The sequence below is a fragment of the Halovenus rubra genome, assembly GCF_026586665.1.
Taxonomy (GTDB): domain Archaea; phylum Halobacteriota; class Halobacteria; order Halobacteriales; family Haloarculaceae; genus Halovenus; species Halovenus rubra.
On record NZ_JAODIY010000009.1, the window covers coordinates 394851 to 414789 of the forward strand.

Annotated in this window: 15 protein-coding genes and 1 tRNA gene; 7 read left to right on the top strand and 9 right to left on the bottom strand. The window is 53.6% G+C overall.

The genetic code is table 11. The annotated features are described in order from the left end of the window. Positions 1–132 precede the first annotated feature (132 nt). From N5098_RS08800 to N5098_RS08815, 4 genes are all read right to left on the bottom strand, one after another. On the bottom strand, positions 133–1188 hold the full coding sequence (locus tag N5098_RS08800) for a zinc-dependent alcohol dehydrogenase family protein (protein ID WP_267637418.1): 1056 nt from the start codon (positions 1186–1188) through the stop codon (positions 133–135). A gap of 80 nt (positions 1189–1268) precedes the next feature. After that, positions 1269–1961, bottom strand: coding sequence for an endonuclease III domain-containing protein (locus N5098_RS08805; RefSeq protein WP_267637419.1), 693 nt, complete (start codon positions 1959–1961; stop codon positions 1269–1271). A 157-nt stretch (positions 1962–2118) separates the two neighbouring features. Continuing rightward, positions 2119–2985: a universal stress protein gene (locus N5098_RS08810; RefSeq protein ID WP_267637420.1), complete on the bottom strand. Its 867-nt coding sequence runs from the start codon at positions 2983–2985 to the stop codon at positions 2119–2121. Between the two features lie 86 nt (positions 2986–3071). Then, positions 3072–4463 (bottom strand): hemolysin family protein, encoded by a 1392-nt coding sequence (locus tag N5098_RS08815; RefSeq protein WP_267637421.1) that lies wholly within the window; start codon positions 4461–4463, stop codon positions 3072–3074. Between the two features lie 555 nt (positions 4464–5018). Between N5098_RS08815 and N5098_RS08820 the strand changes: the two genes are divergently transcribed. Together N5098_RS08820 and N5098_RS08825 are read left to right on the top strand one after the other, a co-directional pair. After that, positions 5019–5093 (top strand) — tRNA-Glu (locus tag N5098_RS08820). A 75-nt stretch (positions 5094–5168) separates the two neighbouring features. After that, a complete protein-coding gene (locus N5098_RS08825; protein WP_267637422.1) occupies positions 5169–5456 on the top strand; it encodes an amphi-Trp domain-containing protein in 288 nt (95 codons plus the stop codon). Between the two features lie 24 nt (positions 5457–5480). Here the strand turns inward: N5098_RS08825 and N5098_RS08830 are convergent, their stop codons facing one another. Continuing rightward, a complete protein-coding gene (locus N5098_RS08830) occupies positions 5481–6533 on the bottom strand; it encodes a GAF domain-containing sensor histidine kinase (protein ID WP_267637423.1) in 1053 nt (350 codons plus the stop codon). A 403-nt stretch (positions 6534–6936) separates the two neighbouring features. Between N5098_RS08830 and N5098_RS08835 the strand changes: the two genes are divergently transcribed. Then, on the top strand, positions 6937–8304 hold the full coding sequence (locus tag N5098_RS08835) for an MFS transporter (RefSeq protein WP_267637425.1): 1368 nt from the start codon (positions 6937–6939) through the stop codon (positions 8302–8304). Positions 8305–8322: 18 nt separating this feature from the next. On the opposite strand, the gene N5098_RS08840 is transcribed toward N5098_RS08835, so the two are convergent. Continuing rightward, positions 8323–9702, bottom strand: coding sequence for a geranylgeranyl reductase family protein (locus N5098_RS08840; protein WP_267637427.1), 1380 nt, complete (start codon positions 9700–9702; stop codon positions 8323–8325). Positions 9703–9800: 98 nt separating this feature from the next. On the opposite strand from N5098_RS08840, the gene N5098_RS08845 reads away from it, so the two are divergent. Together N5098_RS08845 and N5098_RS08850 are read left to right on the top strand one after the other, a co-directional pair. After that, positions 9801–10859, top strand: coding sequence for a hypothetical protein (locus N5098_RS08845; protein WP_267637428.1), 1059 nt, complete (start codon positions 9801–9803; stop codon positions 10857–10859). 67 nt (positions 10860–10926) lie between these two features. Next, positions 10927–12201 (top strand): geranylgeranylglyceryl/heptaprenylglyceryl phosphate synthase, encoded by a 1275-nt coding sequence (locus tag N5098_RS08850; protein ID WP_267637429.1) that lies wholly within the window; start codon positions 10927–10929, stop codon positions 12199–12201. Positions 12202–12267: 66 nt separating this feature from the next. Here the strand turns inward: N5098_RS08850 and crtID are convergent, their stop codons facing one another. Together crtID and N5098_RS08860 are read right to left on the bottom strand one after the other, a co-directional pair. Next, entirely contained in the window at positions 12268–13752 is a 1485-nt protein-coding gene (gene crtID / locus N5098_RS08855; protein WP_267637430.1) for a bifunctional phytoene desaturase/3,4-desaturase, read from the bottom strand. 62 nt (positions 13753–13814) lie between these two features. Beyond that, a complete protein-coding gene (locus N5098_RS08860; protein ID WP_267637431.1) occupies positions 13815–14957 on the bottom strand; it encodes an acyl-CoA dehydrogenase in 1143 nt (380 codons plus the stop codon). A gap of 205 nt (positions 14958–15162) precedes the next feature. Here N5098_RS08860 and N5098_RS08865 point away from each other — a divergent pair, with 205 nt between their 5' ends. Then, positions 15163–15960, top strand: coding sequence for an alpha/beta fold hydrolase (locus N5098_RS08865; protein WP_267637432.1), 798 nt, complete (start codon positions 15163–15165; stop codon positions 15958–15960). Positions 15961–15989: 29 nt separating this feature from the next. Here the strand turns inward: N5098_RS08865 and N5098_RS08870 are convergent, their stop codons facing one another. Further along, positions 15990–16892, bottom strand: coding sequence for a M48 family metalloprotease (locus tag N5098_RS08870; protein WP_267637434.1), 903 nt, complete (start codon positions 16890–16892; stop codon positions 15990–15992). Between the two features lie 253 nt (positions 16893–17145). Between N5098_RS08870 and N5098_RS08875 the strand changes: the two genes are divergently transcribed. Further along, the gene (locus tag N5098_RS08875; protein ID WP_382230848.1) at positions 17146–19881 is read left to right on the top strand and encodes an ATP-dependent helicase; all 2736 of its coding nucleotides are present in this window, start codon (positions 17146–17148) and stop codon (positions 19879–19881) included. The last annotated feature ends 58 nt before the right edge of the window (positions 19882–19939 follow it).

Here is a 19939-nt window from a genome sequence, read left to right on the forward strand (position 1 = left end):
CAAGCCCCGTAGCATCCGCCTTGATTCTTCTGTGAATATTGTTTTTAGATGACTATTTTATAAAATACGCAAGGGATTGCAGAGAGACCGAAAATAGCACCATAGACAACTGGTCCTCTCACCCTGTGGGCCTCACTCAGAGTGGTCGTCGATTCGAACGAGCACCTTGATTTCCTCGCGTTCGTCCATCGCCCGGTACCCCTCAGACACACCGTCGAGGTCTACTGTCTTTGTGAATATCGGCGACGGGTCAAGTGTGCCGTCGAGGACATCTGCGAGCAAGTCATCAGCGTACGCCCGCACTGGTGCGACCCCACCACAGAGAGAGATATTATCACTAAACAGGGAGAATACGTCGAGCCCTGCCTCCTCTACGCCATGAGGAACGCCAACATATCCGACAGTTCCGCCGGGTCGACAGATGTCGATTGCCGTCTCCATGGCTGAGGCTGCACCGACACATTCGAGGACATGGTCAGTGCCTCCTCCGGTCAGTTCACGTGCCCGTTTGACGCCTGCCTCACCGCGTTCGGCCACCGTTTCTGTCGCGCCGAACTCGGCGGCAAGTGAGAGTCGGTCCTCGTGGTGGCCCATCGCGACAATTTGCTTTGCGCCGAGACGGCGGGCCGCGAGTACACCACAGAGCCCGACAGCCCCATCACCGACGACGACACAGGTGTCGCCCTCTCCGACACCGGCATTGACTGCCGCGTGGTGCCCGGTACCCATCACGTCGGTCAGCGGAAGTATTGACTTCAATGTCTCCTCGTCGTTAGCGTACCTATCGGGCACACGCACAAGTGTCCCGTCTGCTTCGGGTACTCGGACGTACTCGCCCTGTCCGCCACCGTTTTCGCCGCCCCAAGAGCCGCCATTCGTACAGGATGTGTGCAGGCCGCGCCGGCAGAACTCACACCGGCCACAGCTGATGACAAACGGCGCGAACACGCGGTCGCCGGGCTTGAGGCTGGTAACATCTGTCCCGGTTTCTTCGACGATTCCCATCGGCTCGTGTCCGACCGCCGAACCCGTCTCGCGGTCACTCTCGCCGCGGTAGAACCACAGGTCGGAGCCACAGATAGCAGTATGTGTGACCCGAATCAGCGCACCGCGAGGGGAGTCAAGCGCCGGCTTTGGTACCTCCTCAACTGCAATCTCGCCCGGGCCGTTGTACATTGCTGCGCGCATACCGGTCAATTGGGTTCGGTACTCAAAACGGTTCTCGCCTAGAGACACAGATTACGACTGTGGCGACCATACAGGAGGGGTCAACAGCCTGAACACGTACAGTACGCGTCACAGACAGGGTTGTCACAGTCTGGGTTCCGGGCTGTACAATAGGTGCGACCGTGACGGATTAGTAGTACGTGCAGCGGGTAGGTCAGTTCGTCCGGAACAAGATTTCCGAGTTGGTCGTGTGCATGCTCGTTTGTGGCGGAGTCCGAGACAAGTCCAAACCGCTTAGAGACGCGCTCGACGTGCGTATCGACAGCCATGGTTGGCTTACCGAAATGGAAGTTCAACACCACACTCGCCGTCTTTGGCCCGACGCCTTTGATATCTGTCAGCCAGCCTTTTGCGTCGTCTGTCGACATAGCGTCGAGAAATGCTAGCGAATATGCGCCACCGGTCTCGTCGCGGATAGCCGCGAGTGCCCGCTGAATTCGCGCCGACTTCTGTGTGGGCAGGCCAGCGACCCGAATCGTCTCTTCGAGTTCCGCTTGTTCGGCGGCTTCGATGTCAGCAAAGGTGTCGTACCGCTCAAACAGGCTGTCTGCAGCCCGCCGGGTGTTCTGGTCGGCGACGTTCTGTGAAAGGATTGTGGTCAACAACTGCCGAACCCCAGCGCCAGGGTTCGCATCTGGATCAGCGCCGTGTGCTTCCTCGCGGTCGACCGGTTCGTACAGTGTGACGAGATCATCGTGTAGGTCTCGAACGCGTGATTGTGTCCACTCAGTCATGCCCGAGTCTTTGACTCGACGGATATGAATGCGGTGACAGCTTCGTCTCCATGGCGTCGCCGGCCAACAGCAACCACCCGTCAGCGGTTACGGCAACAAACTCACACAGTTCCTGCCAGACCGTGTTGCGGTCACTGTTTGAGCGAGTTCTGTATTACTATGGCTCCCCAATAGTCACGACAGGAACTGGCGCCGAGCGCACAGTTTTTTCAGCAACACTACCAAACAGAATCCGGTCCGTTCCCTGTCTCCCTGTCGTTCCCATCCCGACTGCATGGATATCGTTCGATTCGATACAGTCAAGCAGTGTCTCGATTGGTGTCCCGTGTTCGACGTGACGGGTGATATCGGTAATCCCACGCGCGTTTGCCTCCGAGGCAATAGCTTCGACAGCTTCGGTCGCGGCCTGTTCGCTTTCGTTGCTGTCAACTGTCGACCGGACATCTAACCCGAGTGCAGCATCGTCGACAACAGAGAGGATATGCACAGTTGCATCACTCGACGCCGCAAGTGAGAGCGTGTGTTTGGCAGCGCGTGTCGCTGCGTCACTTCCATCAGTCGGGATGAGGATATGTTCATACGGGAACTGAAGCGTCTCATCTGGCTGCATGCGGACCGTCAGAACAGGGACCGAGGAGAGACGGACGACCTTCTCGGAGACACTTCCGAGAAGGTGGCGTGGAAGTCCTGTACGCCCATGCGTTGGCATTACGACCAAGTCTTGGTCGTATCGTTCAGCGTAATCGACGATTGTCGGTGCTGGATTCCCTTGAACGACATCGGTTTCGTATGAAAGGCCAACTGTATCCAGCGTTTTTGCAGCTTCCTCAACGATGTCGTAGCCCTTCTCAACAAGCACGTCGATAGTGTCATTCTCGACAACAGTGACACTGTCACGCGCTGTATCAGCAACGTACAGCACATGAATGGTCGCGTCAGACCAATGAGCGACCTCGCTTGCGTGGTGGAGGATTTCTGTTGAACCATCGCTACCGTCGAAGGGGAGAAGGATATTCTCGTACATGGCTGGATAGGCAGTCCTAGAACTGTCGAGACCCTAATAACCCTGCCACGTTCTCAAAGTACGACAGCCGACTGTGATACTGTCCGTTAGTTTGTTTCACCGTCGCCAGTTGAAGATGTCTCGGGATCAGAACCAACAGTCTCAGCGTCGATGGTAACTCTGACCTTTTGTATGCGAGTATCATCTACTTGTTCGGCTCGCAACGTCATATTCTCGTAGTCGAACTCCTCACCCTGCTTGACGAGGCGGCCAGCGCGGTTGAAAATGAAGCCTGCAATAGTCTCGAACTCTTCACCTTCAGGGAGATAGATATCGAGTACTTCATTGACCTCATCAATGTTCACGTCGCCACGAACGAGCATTTCAGTGTCGTCGATGTACTCGATTGGATGGGCTTCGTCATCCATCAGTATCTCGCCAACAATCTCTTCGACAATATCTTCAATCGTAATAAGCCCCTCAGTTGCGCCGAATTCGTCGACAACAATGACCATATGTAGTCGGTTTTCGCGCATCTCCACGAGCAAATCATCGACATTCTTTGATTCGGGTATCTGGCGTGTCGGAGTGACCACGTCACCCACAGCCCGGTCTGCAGTGGTATCGTAATCTGCGTCCCGATCTAGGTCACGGATATCAAAGACACCGACGATGTTGTCAAGCGAACCCTCGTAGACAGGGAGACGAGCATGTCCCGACTGCATACATTCCTCAATGCCTTCTTCGACTGTCGTCTCCTTGGAGATGCCCTTAACATCGAGACGTGGCGTCATTGCTTCTTTGGCAACAGTATTCCTGAATCGCAGGGTGCGATGAATCATCTGACGCTCCTCTTCGTCAAGAATACCTTCGCGCTCGCCCGTCTTGATCATGTTTCGAATTTCGTCACGGCTGACGTACGATGATTCCATAGCAGAGTTCCCAGGAGTGACTTTGTTGACGAGTCTCGTCAAGTAATAAAAGAGTGTGATAAGTGGCCAGAGCAGTTTTCCAACGACTTTCAGGAGGGGTGCAACGGTTCGTGCCCACGTGTCGGTGTTGTCGACAGCGTAGGATTTAGGCGCGCTCTCACCGAATAACAGGACCATCGACGTGATACCAAACGACGAGACGAGCACTGCCGTGCCTGCATCGAGGTAGAACCCGACAATGGTCGTCGAAATAGATGACATCGTAATATTGACCAGGTTGTTTCCGACCAGAATCGTTACGAGCAATCGATGTGGGTCCGATTTAAGCGACTTAATCGCCCGCGCACCGCGTTTCCCCTCCTCAACCATCGCGTCAATCTGGTGGGGCGACAGTGAAAACATCGCGATTTCCGACGAGGAAAAGAACCCAGACCCCATGATGAGTAGCAGAATCATCACAACACCGGTTGCGGTGATAGCCGTCTGCCCTAGTTCAAAACCGATAACCGAGAAAGTGGACAGGGTTGTACTGACCTCAGCTACTGCTGTGAGCACGGAGAACATCATCAACACCTCTGATTATGAGGGTGGCACAGTAACCCTTGGGGAACCGAGAGTGAGTGCATGTTGGGTCAACAGTCTCTGTATTAGCTGAGACATGATACGTTTGTTTCTGTGACTGTGTTCTTTGTCTTCGTGTCTGTTCTGGACGTATAGTCAAAACCCGCAGGACAGAGCGTTTCAACGATATCCCGCGACGAAAAGCGACCGTACGCTCAACAAGACCAGCACACGCAGCATTCACACGAAGACTTCAGTCCGTGGCTGGTCTTGATGTGCGTGTTTGTCGATTGACGACTCGTCTTTGAGTACGACAGTCAAAATCAAGCAAACACACAAAAAACTCACCGATATATCGACCACGTCGCCAGCACATCTTGCGTGGTAGCTACTGCATTATGCGACAAAAACAGTTCAAAACTCAAAACAAAGCTACAGTATTTTGCTCGTCGAATGAGTCGTGAGATCGAGTATCACGCTATAGTATGGCGAATTTGGACCAAAACATCGATCCAAATGACAGGGTTTATTACCAACAGATTCCCAGTGTCTAATGCGTTCGCTCGGTTGGTGTAGTCCGGCCAATCATTTTGGCCTTTCGAGCCGAAGACCAGGGTTCAAATCCCTGACCGAGCATTTTGTTGAATAACATACTGAGCCTAAGCTCAAGAGGAGTGCACTTATCGTTGCACGGCGTGTAGTAGGTCATGCATGCCTGAAGAAGTCTTGTTCAAATCAGAAAGCGACCAGAGTCGAGAAGATATCGCAGCGTACCTGCGCCGTATCGCCGAGAAGCTTGACCAAGGCGACGGGATAACGCTGAAGTCGGGCTCTGAATCTGTGACGATGGAACCGCCAGCCCATCCAACGTTTGAGGTCAAGGCTGAACGTGAGGGGCCAACCGACGGGCCAAATGAGTTGAGTCTCGAATTCGAGCTTGAGTGGGATGCAAACGCCAGTGAACAGAGTGACGAGACTGGCCAGTTGAAAATAGAGTGAGGCTGTGAGACATTCAGTGAGGCATTAATCAAGGAATTCGACGCCAGTTACGTCGAATCGTGCCCCGCCCATCTTGCTTTCAGTTACCGACACATCCCACCCATGTGCAGCCGCGAATTCTTGGACAATATTGAGGCCAAACCCTGTGCCGTCGGTTGCTGTTGAGTGTCCTCGGTCGAAGACTCGGTTTTGTTTCGCCGACGGAATACCGGGACCGTCGTCTGCGACGAAAAATCCATCTGCTGTCGTTCCGACTGTGACTTCGACAGAACCGTCACTGTGTACAACAGCATTCGTCAGGAGATTTTCGAATATCTGCCGGAGGAACCGACGGTCTGCACGGACCAGCCGGTCAGTCTGCTCCGAGAGAGTTGCGGTCTCGGAGTCGAGATGCGTCCAGCAGTGGTCAATCATCTGCCCGAGGCTCACCGGCTCCATTTCGGGGTTTGTTGTATCACTGCGAATCATGGCGAGCAGGTCGTCGACGAGTGCTTCCATCTGGTCGGTTGCATCTTGAATCGCATCCAGATGGGGGTCCGGGTCCTCACGCGCAAGCTTTGCTCGTGCTTTGACAACCTGGAGTGGATTCCTCAGGTCGTGGGAAAGAGCTCCGGCAAGCTGTGTAATACGCTCGTTTTGGGACCGGAGTCTCTCTTCGCGCTGGTGGCGTTCAAGCACTGTTCCCAATGACATACAGAGCAACTCTGCCCAGTTAATATCGCGGCTGTCGAACGTATTTGTCTCGGCCGACATAGCATGAAACACACCCCAGTCACCGACAGCAATCGTTAGAGCCGACTTGATTGTGTTATCTGTGGGCTTTGCCCGGTCAGAACCAGTTACGTCGTCGATACAGCGCGTCTCCTTCGTTCGATACACGTATCCAGCAACTCCTTTCTCAACACCAAACACACGCTCACCGGGTTCAGCTGTTCCTGCCTCCGAGATTGCTTTTATCTCGAAAACGTCTGCTTCGTCTGATGGCGCGACGAGCGAACACCAATCCATGCCGATTACATCGACTGCTGCATTAATCGTTATCTCGTAGCAGTCTTCGATAGAATCTGCTCCGTACATTCGGTTGGCAGCACGATGTAGTTCTTTGAGTCCACTACTCATTCTTACGTTCTTAGCTAGAGGATAACACGCACAGGCTTTGTAAACCTAGGTTCAGACACCAGTACGAATAACAGAGGTCCGAACACATCAAACGCAAATTAGGACGAAGACAGCCATGAATCACAACGAAACGTGGCCTGAAAAACAACCTTCAAGAAGTGATTATCTACGGTCCAGAGAAGTCAGACCGAGTCATATCCATGCAAAAGACACATAGCGTGACAATCTGAATGCGTGGGTAACCTGTAATATTTCGTTAGTCAGAAAACGAGTCATTGTGTTGGTGAACAAGACAGCAACGCAATCTATTAGAGCCCCTTGGGAGACACCCAATGTAAGGTATTTCGACAACAAAAAGACAATGAAAAAACAGGAACAAGCGCAACCCACAGAAGAGACCCCAGACCTATTTGACCCATTCAGGCAGTTCTTCTCGTTTCGTCGAGACGTTTTGGTTCTTTCAGCCGCAATGTTTGCGTTTAGTCTTGGCTTCCAAATGACTAGTCGGTACATCCCCCGGTACCTAGAAGTTCTCGGTGCAGGTGGACTGACTATCGGGCTGTTTGGAACGGTCCAAAACGTTATCAGTGCAACGTATCCGTATCCGGGTGGAATTATCTCTGACCGTATTGGGTCCAGATACGCACTCACGCTCTTTGGGTTACTTTCGAGTCTGGGTTTTCTTTTCTGGGTTGTTGCTCCCGAGATTGGAACACTCTCTATTATTGGTGTTAGTATCGAACCGTGGTTTTGGATTTTTGTTGGGCTCTTTCTTGCACAGGCGTGGAAATCATTCGGTCTGGGGGCTTCTTTCGCTATTATCAAACAGTCTGTCCCTCCCTCCCAACTGGCTCGTGGCTTCGCGAGCACCGAAGTGTTCCGCCGGACGGCATTTCTGTTCGGACCACTGGTAGCAGCGGTCATTCTGTTTGTATTTGCTGATTTCCGTCTCGGATTTCAGGTAATCCTCGCTGTCGCAATGGTATTCGGTGTCGTCGCCACACTGATACAGCATTATCTCTACAAACCAGAGGATACCTCACTCGGAAAAGAATTTCAGGGAATACAATCAATTCGAGACGACTTGCGGACACTCCCTGCAGAACTCAAGCCGCTTTTGATTGCTGATACGCTCGTCCGTTTTGCTAACGGGATGGTCTATGTTTTCTTTGTGATTGTCGTGACTGATTTTCTGGAGGTCAGTCTTTCCCTTGGCTCTGTGACACTCAGTCCAGATGTCTTCTTTGGCGTGTTGCTCGCTGTTGAGATGGTTGTCGCGCTCGTTTCAATGCCCATAGCAGCCAAGGTCTCAGAGCAGGTGGGGTTGAAACCTGTCGTCACATTCGGGTTTTTCATCTATGCAATATTCCCAATCTTGCTGATTTCAGTTCCGGAAGAAACTCCTGTCACAGCAGCCCTTGTTATCGTTTTATTTGCCTTTTCGGGCCTTCGGTTTGCAGGACTGCCAGCTCATAAGGCCCTTATCGTCGGGCCAGCACAAAAGGAAACCGGCGGGCGCGTCTCTGGGTCGTACTACCTTGCAAGGAACACAGTTGTCATTCCAAGTGCAGCGCTTGGCGGCGTGATATACGGTGGGATAACCGTTCCGGGTATTCAACTTGAATTTACTGGAAGTCCACCACTGACATTCGCAGTAGCCTCGATGATTGGCCTCGTCGGCGTTGGGTATTTCGTCGTGTACGGAAAGGAGTTCACTGCTTACGAGTAGGCAAAAAATACGTGGTGGTCAATACTTGCGCTCTGCGCCCGTAACATCGTAAACGTCGTCCATCAACCCATCACGACGAGTTTGCCAGGATTCGAACCCGTCGGGAGTCGTTGGATACTCGTTATAAATTTCTTTCAGGTCAGCAGCAAAATGATTGACTGTGTAGGCTTCTCGGAGCGTTCTCCAGTTGCCTCGCGTTTCGATTGCAGTAACAATTGCTGCCTTGATTTTTTCTGTAAATGACATCGAGACTGCGCCCTTTTTCCCCATTAGGTCGACAAGCATTTCGCCGGGTAATGCCGTCACAATATTAGTCAAGACTTCGACACTATGTGCTCCACCGAAGATATTGTAGAGGTCCATCGCGGCGAATTTTTTGCCAAATCCTGTCTGGACCAAATGGTTGTACTCCCACAGTGCTGCTTCGCTGACGGTCCCATCGCTGATAGCTTCTGTCGCAACTTCGGCAGCCCAGTGGCCAGCCTTGGCAGCACCGGGAATCCCGCCACCTGTTGTGGGGTTAACGTGTGCTGCAGCGTCTCCGACAGACATGAACCCGGGTGCAACCGCTGAATCGTATGGACGGCGAGTCGGAAGTGCTGCACCCAACTTATCTTTCACTTCAGCGCCTCGGAACTCCGGTTGGTTTTCGAGGTCATCTTTGAGTACCGAGACCAGTTCAATCGGCGGTTTGTTCATCTGAAACCCGAGTCCGGCGTTAATTTCCGTTTTTGTCCGGGGGAAATACCAGAGATATCCTAGTTCAGCAGTGGGCTTGAACACGATAGCGTCGTCGTACTCCACTGGCTCAGGAACCTCAATAACCTCACGGTAGGCCGAGCAAAACTGTTGGTAGTTGACGTTCGTATCGTACCTGCTTCCATCGAAGTCAACCTTATCCTGTAGCAATGAGAGCGTTCCTGCTGCGTCAATGACGATATCTGCTCTATATTCAACAGGGTCGTCGTTCCGGATGGCCTTGACTCCCTCAACGCTGCCGTTTTGTATCACATCCTGAACAACAGTGTTATACTCAATCTCGGCACCGACGCGGTCAGCTTCCTCAAGCAATATCTCGCCGTACCGCTTCCTGTCGACGACCGCCCCACTTTCGCCTTCAAAGGGGATGGTATAGTCGTCTCCCCGCGGATTCATGAAGAGGGCGCGCTGAATATTCTCGTTTGTGAACGATTCTTCCCGAAGATAGTCACGGTCAATAACGTCCGGAAACGTACTCGTTCCTTTGATAGCGTCACCACAAGCAATGTGCCCACCGTCTTCCTCGCTTTTTCGCTCAAGGAGAGTCACATCGAGTCCCTTCTGGGCGGCTGTCGCCGCCGCAAAACACCCCGCTGTTCCACCACCTACAATGATTATGTCGCGGGTTATTGTTGTCATCGACAAAAGGGTACACCCGGGTTAATTAAAAAACCTCATATTGATTTGCGGGTTGAGACCGACAAGATAAACACGCTAGGTTGCTCACTATCACCAGAATGTTCGCACGGAGTGCACGATGGCTCGCTCGCCGCCGGACTCTCCCAACGTCAGCCCGTGCAGTCTTTGGCTACTACGCCGATTCGGGAGAGTTCGATATCGGAAGTCTTCGGCTCAAACGACGGGTCGACGAATTCGTTGAGCAGGTCGTGCGAGATGCGTTCAGCGAAGTCGAACAGGCAATAGCCTCGGAATTTGGGTATCAATATGTCTCCTTCGAGTACGATACGAAACTGCTTTTACCGGCAAATCTGACGCTTGGTTATCTCTATCGTCATGCTGAGGAGGCTGACCACAGGAAGGCTGAAGAGGTGACTCGCTTGGCTGTCGAAGCCCTCCTCGATGGCGATATGCGGGATGCGATTAACGATGGCGAGTACGAAGACTTTTCGGTCGATTTTGCCGCTGATAGGGAAGACTGTAAACGAGTTGCAAAGATCGCACAGGGAGTCCTCGAAAAACGGGTCGAAACGGAGTTCGCAAATCACCCTGACCAAGTCAAGGAGGCGTACGACTGGGCAGTCGGTATCTCCGAGCAACATCAGTCAGAAGACCCCCACTTTCGGGACCTCATGCAGCGAGCACGGACCGGCGAGGAAACCGCTCTTAGTGCGGTTCAACGCGAGTATAAGTACGCAACATTTGATGATGAGCCCGCTCTGTTCACAGATGAAGAGCTATCGCTTCCCTACCTCAAGACGCAGTACGACCGGGTAGGTGTTATCTACGACGCGATGATAGAGATGTACGAACACGAAGGGCTCCCGGTCGAAGACGAGTTCCGCCGGTCGATTGTCCTTTCGATAATCGGTGCGCAAGTCTGGCTGGACGACGTTGATGATTACCCTGCCGATAGAACGGAGGGCCAACTAACACCAGTTACAGCGGAATATCTCTTGAATGACTCTGACAGCGAGGCCAAACAGGCAACCATAGATATCAGCTACGAGTACCTCAACCGGGCAAAAAAGCAAGCAAAAGCAGCAGACTCGACACTGACGGGAATCGCAACAGAGTATATTGCTCGCGATGGGGACCCGAGCGTATTACGCAGTTGACATTGGTGCCCAGTGGGTCCGAGAAGATACTTTTATCCATTCCAACAGAGTCGTGTAGTATACTAGGATGTCGCTACCGGACATCGCGAGCAAGTTGGAACGCGTCTCGTCGACTGTGTCGATTGCTGGCCGGTCGCTGCTGGGTCTAGATACGAACCCCGTTTCTGACGACTGGTCGCATATCACCAAAGTCGACCCAGAAGGAGAAAAACAGCTACCGCTTTGCTTCCCGCTATATCTCTCACAGACAAGCGCTATCTCCGTCGGCGGGTCGCGTGACGTTACCGGCCCACGAACCGAGGAAGCGTTCGAGCTTCTTGAATACGCCCCTGTGCCTGCGTTTCACGAACCGAGCGCGGCACAGCATGTTACTGAAAAAACACGAGACCATGCTGAGTTTCTCGCAATTCCCGAAGTTCTCAACGGCGATAGCGAGGCACTTGTGGGCACACTTGGGCAGGGAATCGAGTATATTCAAGAGGACCTGGGACCCTCGATGATAGAGGAAAAGCTCGGCTTCTCGCTCGATGGCGGCGTCGGCAAGCGACTGACCGCGTTCGGAGCAGGCTACATGTTGCAAGATGCAGTGTTCGAGGCATACATCATCATGAACCCTGACAGCGCTGCTGCACGAGAGGCTTCTGTTACTGAAGATGACCTCCTGACGCCACAGGAGGCAAAACAGCGCGCCCTTGCAGCCGAGTACCACCTCGAAAGCGAGGTAATCTATCTGGAATACTCCGGCACATACGGCGGTGAAGAAGCCACCGACATACTGGAGACCATCAGTGACAGTGTCACGTGGTCACGACTCTGGTATGGCGGTGGACTTGACAACCGCAACCATGCCAAAGAAGTGCTTGAGGCAGGGGCAGATGCTGTCATCGTTGGAGACATATTCCACGAGATTGCAAACGAGGAAGCCGATCTGGTCGAGCAGGCACGCGGTGAGTTTGATTCTATCCCCAGCAGAGACGAGTTAGCAGACTGGATTGAACAAACAGTGGCTATTAATGAAACAAGCGCGGCGCGGTTCCTCTCGACGATTGTTACCGTTCCTGACCCGCAGGCCCGCGCGCTTAGTTACCTTGCGGCGGGCGTCGAGATGGCGCTCGAATTGGACGCGTTAGCCGAGACAGCCGACGAGCCAACTACAGATGAGGTGGCGCACATGGTTCAAGATGAGACGCTCTCTATCGAAGCAGACTTTGGAGACGTTCTCGACGGACGAGATGCAACCGCCGCGGCCGAGGCAATTTCAGAGGCCCTCCTTGCAGAGCGATACGAATTAGGCGAGGAAACAATAGTTTCGGCTCGGCAGGTTGGTCTCTCACTGTCGTAAGTCGTTATCGACCCTGTAGAGGTTTGAGAGGGGCTCAAAGCGCTCCGTTCGGCACAGCACCGTCGCCTACCGCTTTTCGTTAATCAACGCCTCAGCGGTATTTTCGCCGCTGATAAGACACATCGGGACGCCGATACCCGGCGTTGTGAACGACCCAGTATAGTAAAGACCGTCTACTTCACTAGAGCGGTTGGACGGCCGCAATAACGAAGTCTGTCGGAGTGTGTGTGCGAGTCCAAGCGCCGTTCCGCGAGTTGCATTGTACCGTTCGGCAAAGTCTCGGACACAGAAATGTTCCTCAACGACGATACGATCCCGCAATTCGACGCCGGTGTTTTCGGCGATATCATCGAGTAACGTCTCTCGATATCGCTCGCGAAGTGCGTCCGTATCAGGAAGCCCCGGTGCGAGGGGGACCAGCACGAAGAGATTGCTGTGTCCTTCGGGCGCGACGGTATCGTCAGTTCTGGACGGAACGCAGATATAATACGCTGGATTGTCAGGCCAAGACGGCAACTCGAAAATCTGCTCGAAGTGTTCGTCCCAGTCTTCGGGGAGCACGAGCGTGTGATGTTCGAGTGGCTCAACATCACCTTCGACGCCAAGATACATCAGGAACGCAGACGGTGCATACGTCCGTGAATCCCAGTATTCGTCGTCGTACTCCTGTTCGTGCTCAGGTAAAAGTTCCCGCTCAACGTGTGCGTAGTCAGCGTTTGCTACGACTCGGTCCGGACGATATTTACCTGTTTCCGAATCAACAATAAACCCATCACGACCCCGGGTGAGGCTGTTGACCTCGCTATCAGTAACGTACTCGACCCCAAGTTCCTCACCGAGCTCGACAAGCCCGTCGACGACGCTACTCATGCCGCCATCAGGATACCACACGCCGAGGTTGAAATCAACGTGACTCATGATGTTGTACAGTGCGGGCGTGTTCTTTGGCGAGCCACCGAGGAAAACGAGGGTGTACTGGAGTAACTGCTGTAGTTTCGGGTGGTCGACGTATTTTCCCACGTGACTGTCCATCGAGCCAAGCAGTTGGAGACCAATCGGTGCCTCAGTCATTACGTCTGTATCAACCCAGTCCCGAACACGAGTACGGTCTTCGTAGACGAATTTCTCCATTGCCGTCTCGTAATGGTTTTTGCTGGTGTCGAGGTACTCCTCAAAGGCCTCTCCTGCACCCGGTTCGTACGACTCGAAGACCTCCTTCATCGCTTCGGGGTCGCCGCGAGCGTCTACCCTATCACCGTCCTTGAAGAAGACGCGGTAATGTGGGTCCAACTGTTCAAGTTCGTAGTAGTCAGCTTGATTTCTGTCGAAATGGTCAAAGAAACGCTCAAACACATCCGGCATCATGTACCAAGACGGACCCATATCGAATTTGAAGCCGTCCTGTTTAAGAACAGAGGCGCGACCGCCGAGCCCCTCATTCTTTTCGAGGACACGAACATCAGCTCCTGCGTCAGCGAGATAACAGGCGGTCGACAGCCCGCCGAATCCACTGCCGACAACAGTCACGTCTGTGTCTGCGAGTTTTGACATTATACGGGAGTAACCACGGAACAGATATAAAATGGATGCCTACGTTATCCGGTTTTGTTCACTTATTCTAATAGTTCGTCGGCGATGGTGTTTCGGAGTATCTCGCTTGTCCCTTCGTAGATTTCGTTGAGCTTGGCGTCTCGGTAGAATCGTTCGGCTGGGAAATCTTTCGTGTAGCCGTAGCCGCCATGAATCTGGATACCTTCGTTTGCAACTTCACGAGAGACTTCCGAGGCGTGTAGTTTGGCCTGTGCCGCGTCTTTGACGAATTTCTCGCCGCGCATCTTTTTGTCCGCGGCTTTATGCATTAGCATGCGCGCGGCCTGAATTTTTGTATCCATGTCAGCGAGCTTGTGCTGGATAGACTGGAAGTCACTGACTGGCTTATCGAACTGCTCGCGGTCTTGTGAATACGAGAGAGCCTCGTCAAGCGCGGCCTGTGCGATGCCGACCCCACGAGCCGCGATAGTAATGCGACCTCCATTAAGCGTTTTAAGTGCATGAACGAGGCCGCGATTTTCCTCGCCAAGTCGCCTGTCTTCGTGAATCCGCAACCCATCAAAACGAAGCTCTGCGGTTGGACATCCTTTATCTCCAAGTTTGTGTTCGGTCCCTTCGACGATGAACCCATCATCTTCTTGTGGTCGTACAATGAACGAGGAGATACCTTTTCCACCTGCATCGGGGTCGGTCTTTGCGAAGACAACGACGGTGTCTGCGACCGAACCGTTGGAAATCCAGAGTTTGTTACCGTCGATGACGTATTCGTCGCCATCTTTCTCAGCGGTTGTTTCCATTGAGGGGACGTCACTCCCTGCCCCAGCCTCAGAAAGCCCAAACGCACCGACTTCCTCGCCTTCTGCAAGCGGTGTCAGGAACTCCGACTTCTGTTTTTCGTCACCGAAGTCATAAATCATGTTACATGCCAGTGAGATATGAGCGGCGACGATAGTTCCCAGACCGCCGCTGCCGCGTGAAATCTCTTCGAGTGCCATCGCATAGGAGTGGTAATCCAATCCTGCACCGCCGTACTCCTCGGGAATCGGCATCCCCATCAGTCCGAGGTCGGCCATTTTATCGACAAGGTCCCACGGGAAGTCGTCAGTCTCGTCGATTTCGCTGGCGCGTGGTTTAATCTCCTCATCGGCAAACTCCGCAACCATCTCCTGTATTTGGCGTTGCTCGGTCGTGCGGCTGAAGTCCATACGTCATTGTTGGTGTTCCGTCGTAATAATGACTGTCTTGTGTTGTTGAACGACAAACCCGTGAAACAGTACCGCGTGCTCACTAACGGATGGCACGCCGATTGAACTATAAGCATATTAGCAACAACTGGGGCAACGAGTGACATAGCCAAGCGAATGAGCAATCACAAAGCTAACCTGACGGCGGGTGAAATCGAAGTAATCCATGGACATACCTGAACAGTGGTCAGCTGACACAGTTTCGACGAACGGTATCGACATCCAGTACTACCGAGTGGGGTCTGGCCAGCCGATTGTCATGGCGCATGGGATGTACGATAGCGGACAGCGATGGATTCCTCTCGGTGAGGAGCTTACCGACGACTACGAAGTTATCACGTACGACGCTCGAGGGCACGGCCATACCGACGCACCGGAGACTGGCTATGACCTCGACAGTCGCGTCGCCGACCTTCTGGGCCTCATCGAAGCACTCGATATCTCGGACCCAATTCTACTTGGCCACTCGATGGGTGCGGCAACAGTAGCGTGGGCTGGCGCTACCACTCCCGAGTTGCCCCGGGGTATCGTCCTCGCAGATCCGTCACGTTTCCACGATAATCCTGATATTGACCCTGACGAGATAGCTGCGTTGACACGAAAGAAACTCGAAGAGAGCCAGTCTCGGCCAATTGAAGAGCGTGTCACCGAGCAGGTCGAAGAAGCGGAGGTTTCGTCTGAACACGCTCGACGCCTCGTCGCCAGTACAGACCAGTGTAGCCCCCACATTGGCCAGATTGGGCAAGAACACACCCCGGTTGCAGAAGCGTTCGACGATATTACCTGCCCGACACTCGTGTTACGCCATGATGCGGATGTGTCCGACCGCGTGACAGATCTTCGGGCGGCCAAGCGATTAGCGACTGGTCGCCTCGTTCACCTCTCTGGAGCCGGTCATTACGTCTTTCGCGACGAGTACGAAGCTGCGTACACAGAACTGCAAACGTTTTTGCAAAGGCTGTAAGAACTATTTCGGGCAACCTGAAATCGACGTTAGGACTCCATGTCAACCGAAAGCGACTGAAGTTTCTCAACCCGGTCCTCGACAGCTGGGTGTGTTCGGAACAGTCGCCCAAGCCGAGTTTCGCGGACTTCGGCAGCCAGTAACGCGTTTGCACGCTCGGCCTCCCGGAGGTCGTCTTCTGGGACCGAATCAAGCTCATCAGAAATCGTTTCGAGTGCGCTGACCATCGCTGTTGGGTCGCCAGTCAGCGTTGCAGCGCCGCGGTCTGCGGCATACTCTCGATACCGCGAGATGAGTCTGCCGACGACGAATGCACCAACCCAGACAAACAGCGCAGCGACATACCCGGCAAACAGCTGTGCGCCACCACCCTCGCTGCCACCCCCGTCACCGAACAGGAACCCCCAGCGAACAATCCATCCGGCCATAATCGACAGCGCCGTAATACCTGTCATCAGCTGGAAATCCCGGTTGACAATGTGAGAGAGTTCGTGTGCAAGCACCGCGTCAAGTTCGTCGTTGTCAAGTTCCGAGAGCAGTCCAGTGGTGACACAGATGACTGCATCGCTCTGTTTGCGCCCGGCTGCAAACGCATTTGGCGTCTCATTCTCGGCTACAGCGACACGCGGTTTCGAAACGTTCGCTTGCTGTGCAAGCGAGGTGACCCGGCTGTGCAACTCGGGATACTCTTCGCGCTCAACGATACGCCCGCCGAGTGTCCGCAAAGCCAGATTTGCACCGTAGTAGTACTGGCCGCCAACGAGTAACAGGACTGCAGTGGCGATTCCAATGAAGTGGCCCAGACCAGCCGGCCCAAGGAAGAAGCCAAACAGCATCGCCACACCGTATCCCAGGCCGAGATACAGTCCGCCCAAAGCGAGCAGCGTCAGAACCATCCTGACACCAAGCCCAAAGCTATACCGTTGTTTCATATTAGCGACTATGGATTCCAGACAAATAATTACTTGACCCAGTCGCTATCTGAGAAGCAACGAAGTGTTGCCACAGTGAGTTGTGTAGGCAGTTGCCAGTTAACGAGACACCGATGCAATCGTTACAGAACGGCAGTCCCCCAACAACCAAGCCACTCCAGTCCTACCTCTCGGACAGAGGATGGGGCCAGCAGAGCACTTGAGTGACAATGAGTCGTTCGACCCGGAGACTGTTGCTGTCGATTTTACAGAGATGGCCGTCGACCCAACAGCAACAGCTATCGACGATGGGCACGTCCTTTCGTTGCTTGACCCTGTTGTTCAGGAGTGGTGGGTTGAGCAGTTCGGCGAGTTCATTCCCCAAAACCAGGGGTTCTTTACGCCGCCACAGAAAGAAGCCATTCCGCTCATTAACGATGGAGCGAATGCGCTCATCTGCTCGCCGACTGGTAGCGGAAAGACGCTTTCGGCGTTTACTGGCATTTTCAACGAGCTCTTCGGTCGTGACCGGACCGATGACGGCCTCGATAATAGCGTCTACTGTCTGTACATCTCTCCGCTCAAATCACTCGCCAACGACATTCACCGAAATCTGGAGGTCCCGCTGAGCGAGATAACCGAAAGGCTTGAAGCGCGCGGCGAAACTGTCGACATCCGCCACGCAATTCGGCACGGCGACACCAGTGACAGCGAACGTCAGGCGATGCTTCGGGAGACGCCACACATCCTGAACACGACCCCTGAAACACTTGCAATCCTCCTCAACTCCCCGAAATTTCGGGAGAAACTCCGAACTGTCGAGTATGTTATTGTCGACGAGATTCACAGCCTCGCCGAGAACAAGCGGGGAACCCACCTCTCGGTCTCGCTCGAACGACTCGAATCCCTCGCAAACGGCTCCCCAACTCGAATCGGCTGCTCGGCCACTGTCGAGCCGTTAGACAAAATGGGCGAGTTTCTTGTCGGCTCGAAACACGACCACAACGTGGGGCCAGACGAACCGAACGCCGAATCTCGAAGCGACTGGAAGCCCCGAGAGTACGAACTCGTCGACACGCGTTTTGTCAGAGATTTCGATATCGAACTGACCTGTCCGACCGATGACCTGATACATACCCCCGGCGGAGAGGTCCACGAACGATTCTACCGTGAGCTTCACGACCTGATTCAAGACCACACGAATACACTTGTCTTTACGAACACCCGCTCGGGTGCCGAACGGGTGTTGCACAACCTTCGGGAGCGATTCGACGAGTACGACACAACAAACGCCGGCTGTCACCATGGGAGCCTCTCAAAAGAGCGCCGGCAAGATATTGAGGAGTCACTAAAGTCCGGGACGCTCGACGTAGTGACGACATCGACATCACTTGAACTAGGTATTGACATGCCACATCTCGACCTTGTTGTGCAAGTTGGCTCCCCGAAATCAGTTGCCTCATTGCTCCAGCGCGTCGGTCGAGCCGGCCACCAGCTTGGTGAGACAGTGACAGGACGGGTCGTCGCTCTTGACCGGGATGAACTTGTCGAGTGTGCAGTGATGCTCAAGCGTGCCAAAGAGGGATTTGTCGACCGCGTGTTCATCCCCGATAATCCACAGGATGTCGCGACACAGCACGTCTACGGAATGGCTATTAACGGGCCACGCCCCGAATCGGAGATTCGTCGTATCCTCCAGTCGGCATATCCGTACAGAGAGTACGGAGACGCCGATTGGGAGCAGCTACTTCGGTATCTTACGGCTGACTACGAGGGTATGGAGGATAAGAACGTCTACGCAAAAGTCTGGCGTGACACTAATGACCCGCCTGAGGGAGAGCATCATTACGATGAGTATCCCGTTGGCGAACCACTCATCGGGAAACGGGGCAGACTGGCGCGTGTTATCTATATGACTAATATTGGGACGATTCCTGATTCATTCACCTGTGACGTGATAACCCGTTCAAGCGACCAGTGGGTCGGAAACCTCGACGAGGAGTATCTCGACACACTCGAATCGGGCGATGTGTTCGTATTGGGCGGTGATAGATTCGAGTACCAGTACCGACGAGGGTCGAAGGTGTACGTTGATAGGACGAGCTCGCGCCCAACTGTCCCGTCGTGGTTTTCCGAGCGTCTGCCTCTGTCGTATGACCTCGGTCAGGAGATACTGACGTTCCAACGTGAGCTGCTGGAACGCCTTGAGGGCGGTGGGCGATCAGAAACTCGACTGTGGCTCCGGCAGTTTCCACTCGACGAAAACAGCATCCGTGCTATCGTCAGAATCTTTGACGAACAGCGTAAGTATACTGGAGCAGAGAGCATCAGCACAGACCACAGACTCATTATCGAAGAAGAGATGGACCGCGAGGAGTACGAGCGCCGCTACTATGTCCACTCGAACTACGGTCGGCGATTCAATGATGGGTTCTCTCGTCTGCTTGCCTACGAGTGTGCCCAACAGGTCAACGCTAACGTGAAAGTGGCCGTCGCTGACCACGGCTTCTCACTGTCACTGCCGTTGAACCGGAAAGTCGATCTCACTGGATTACTGGAGAACATCGACCCGACAGACGCTCGAAAAAAGCTACGGGATAGCCTCGATGGGACTGACCTACTCCAGCGGTATTTCCGTATCAATGCGACGCGAGCGTTGATGATTCTGAAACGGTACAAGGGGTACGAAAAATCAGCAAGCGAGCAGCAAGTCAACAGCGAGATGTTACTGAGCTTTGCCGAGGAACTGGGCGAGTTTGCGGTAATCGAAGAAACGTACCGCGAGATTCTCGAAGACAAACTCAACGTCGCAGGTATCGAGACAGCGTTGCACGAACTCGCTGATGGCGACCTGAAGATTGTTTCGAGACGGGTTGACTCACCATCACCGAAGGCGTTTGGACTGGCGACACTGATGGCGTCAGACGTGGTACTCGCGAAAGACGAGTCAGAGATGCTTCAGGAGTTCCACCAGCGGGTAATGGCCGAAATCGACGATGCCAGAGGATAGACAACGAGACGGCCTGTGGGAGAGATTCCAAGCTTTACCTGTTCGTGGCTGCTAAGCA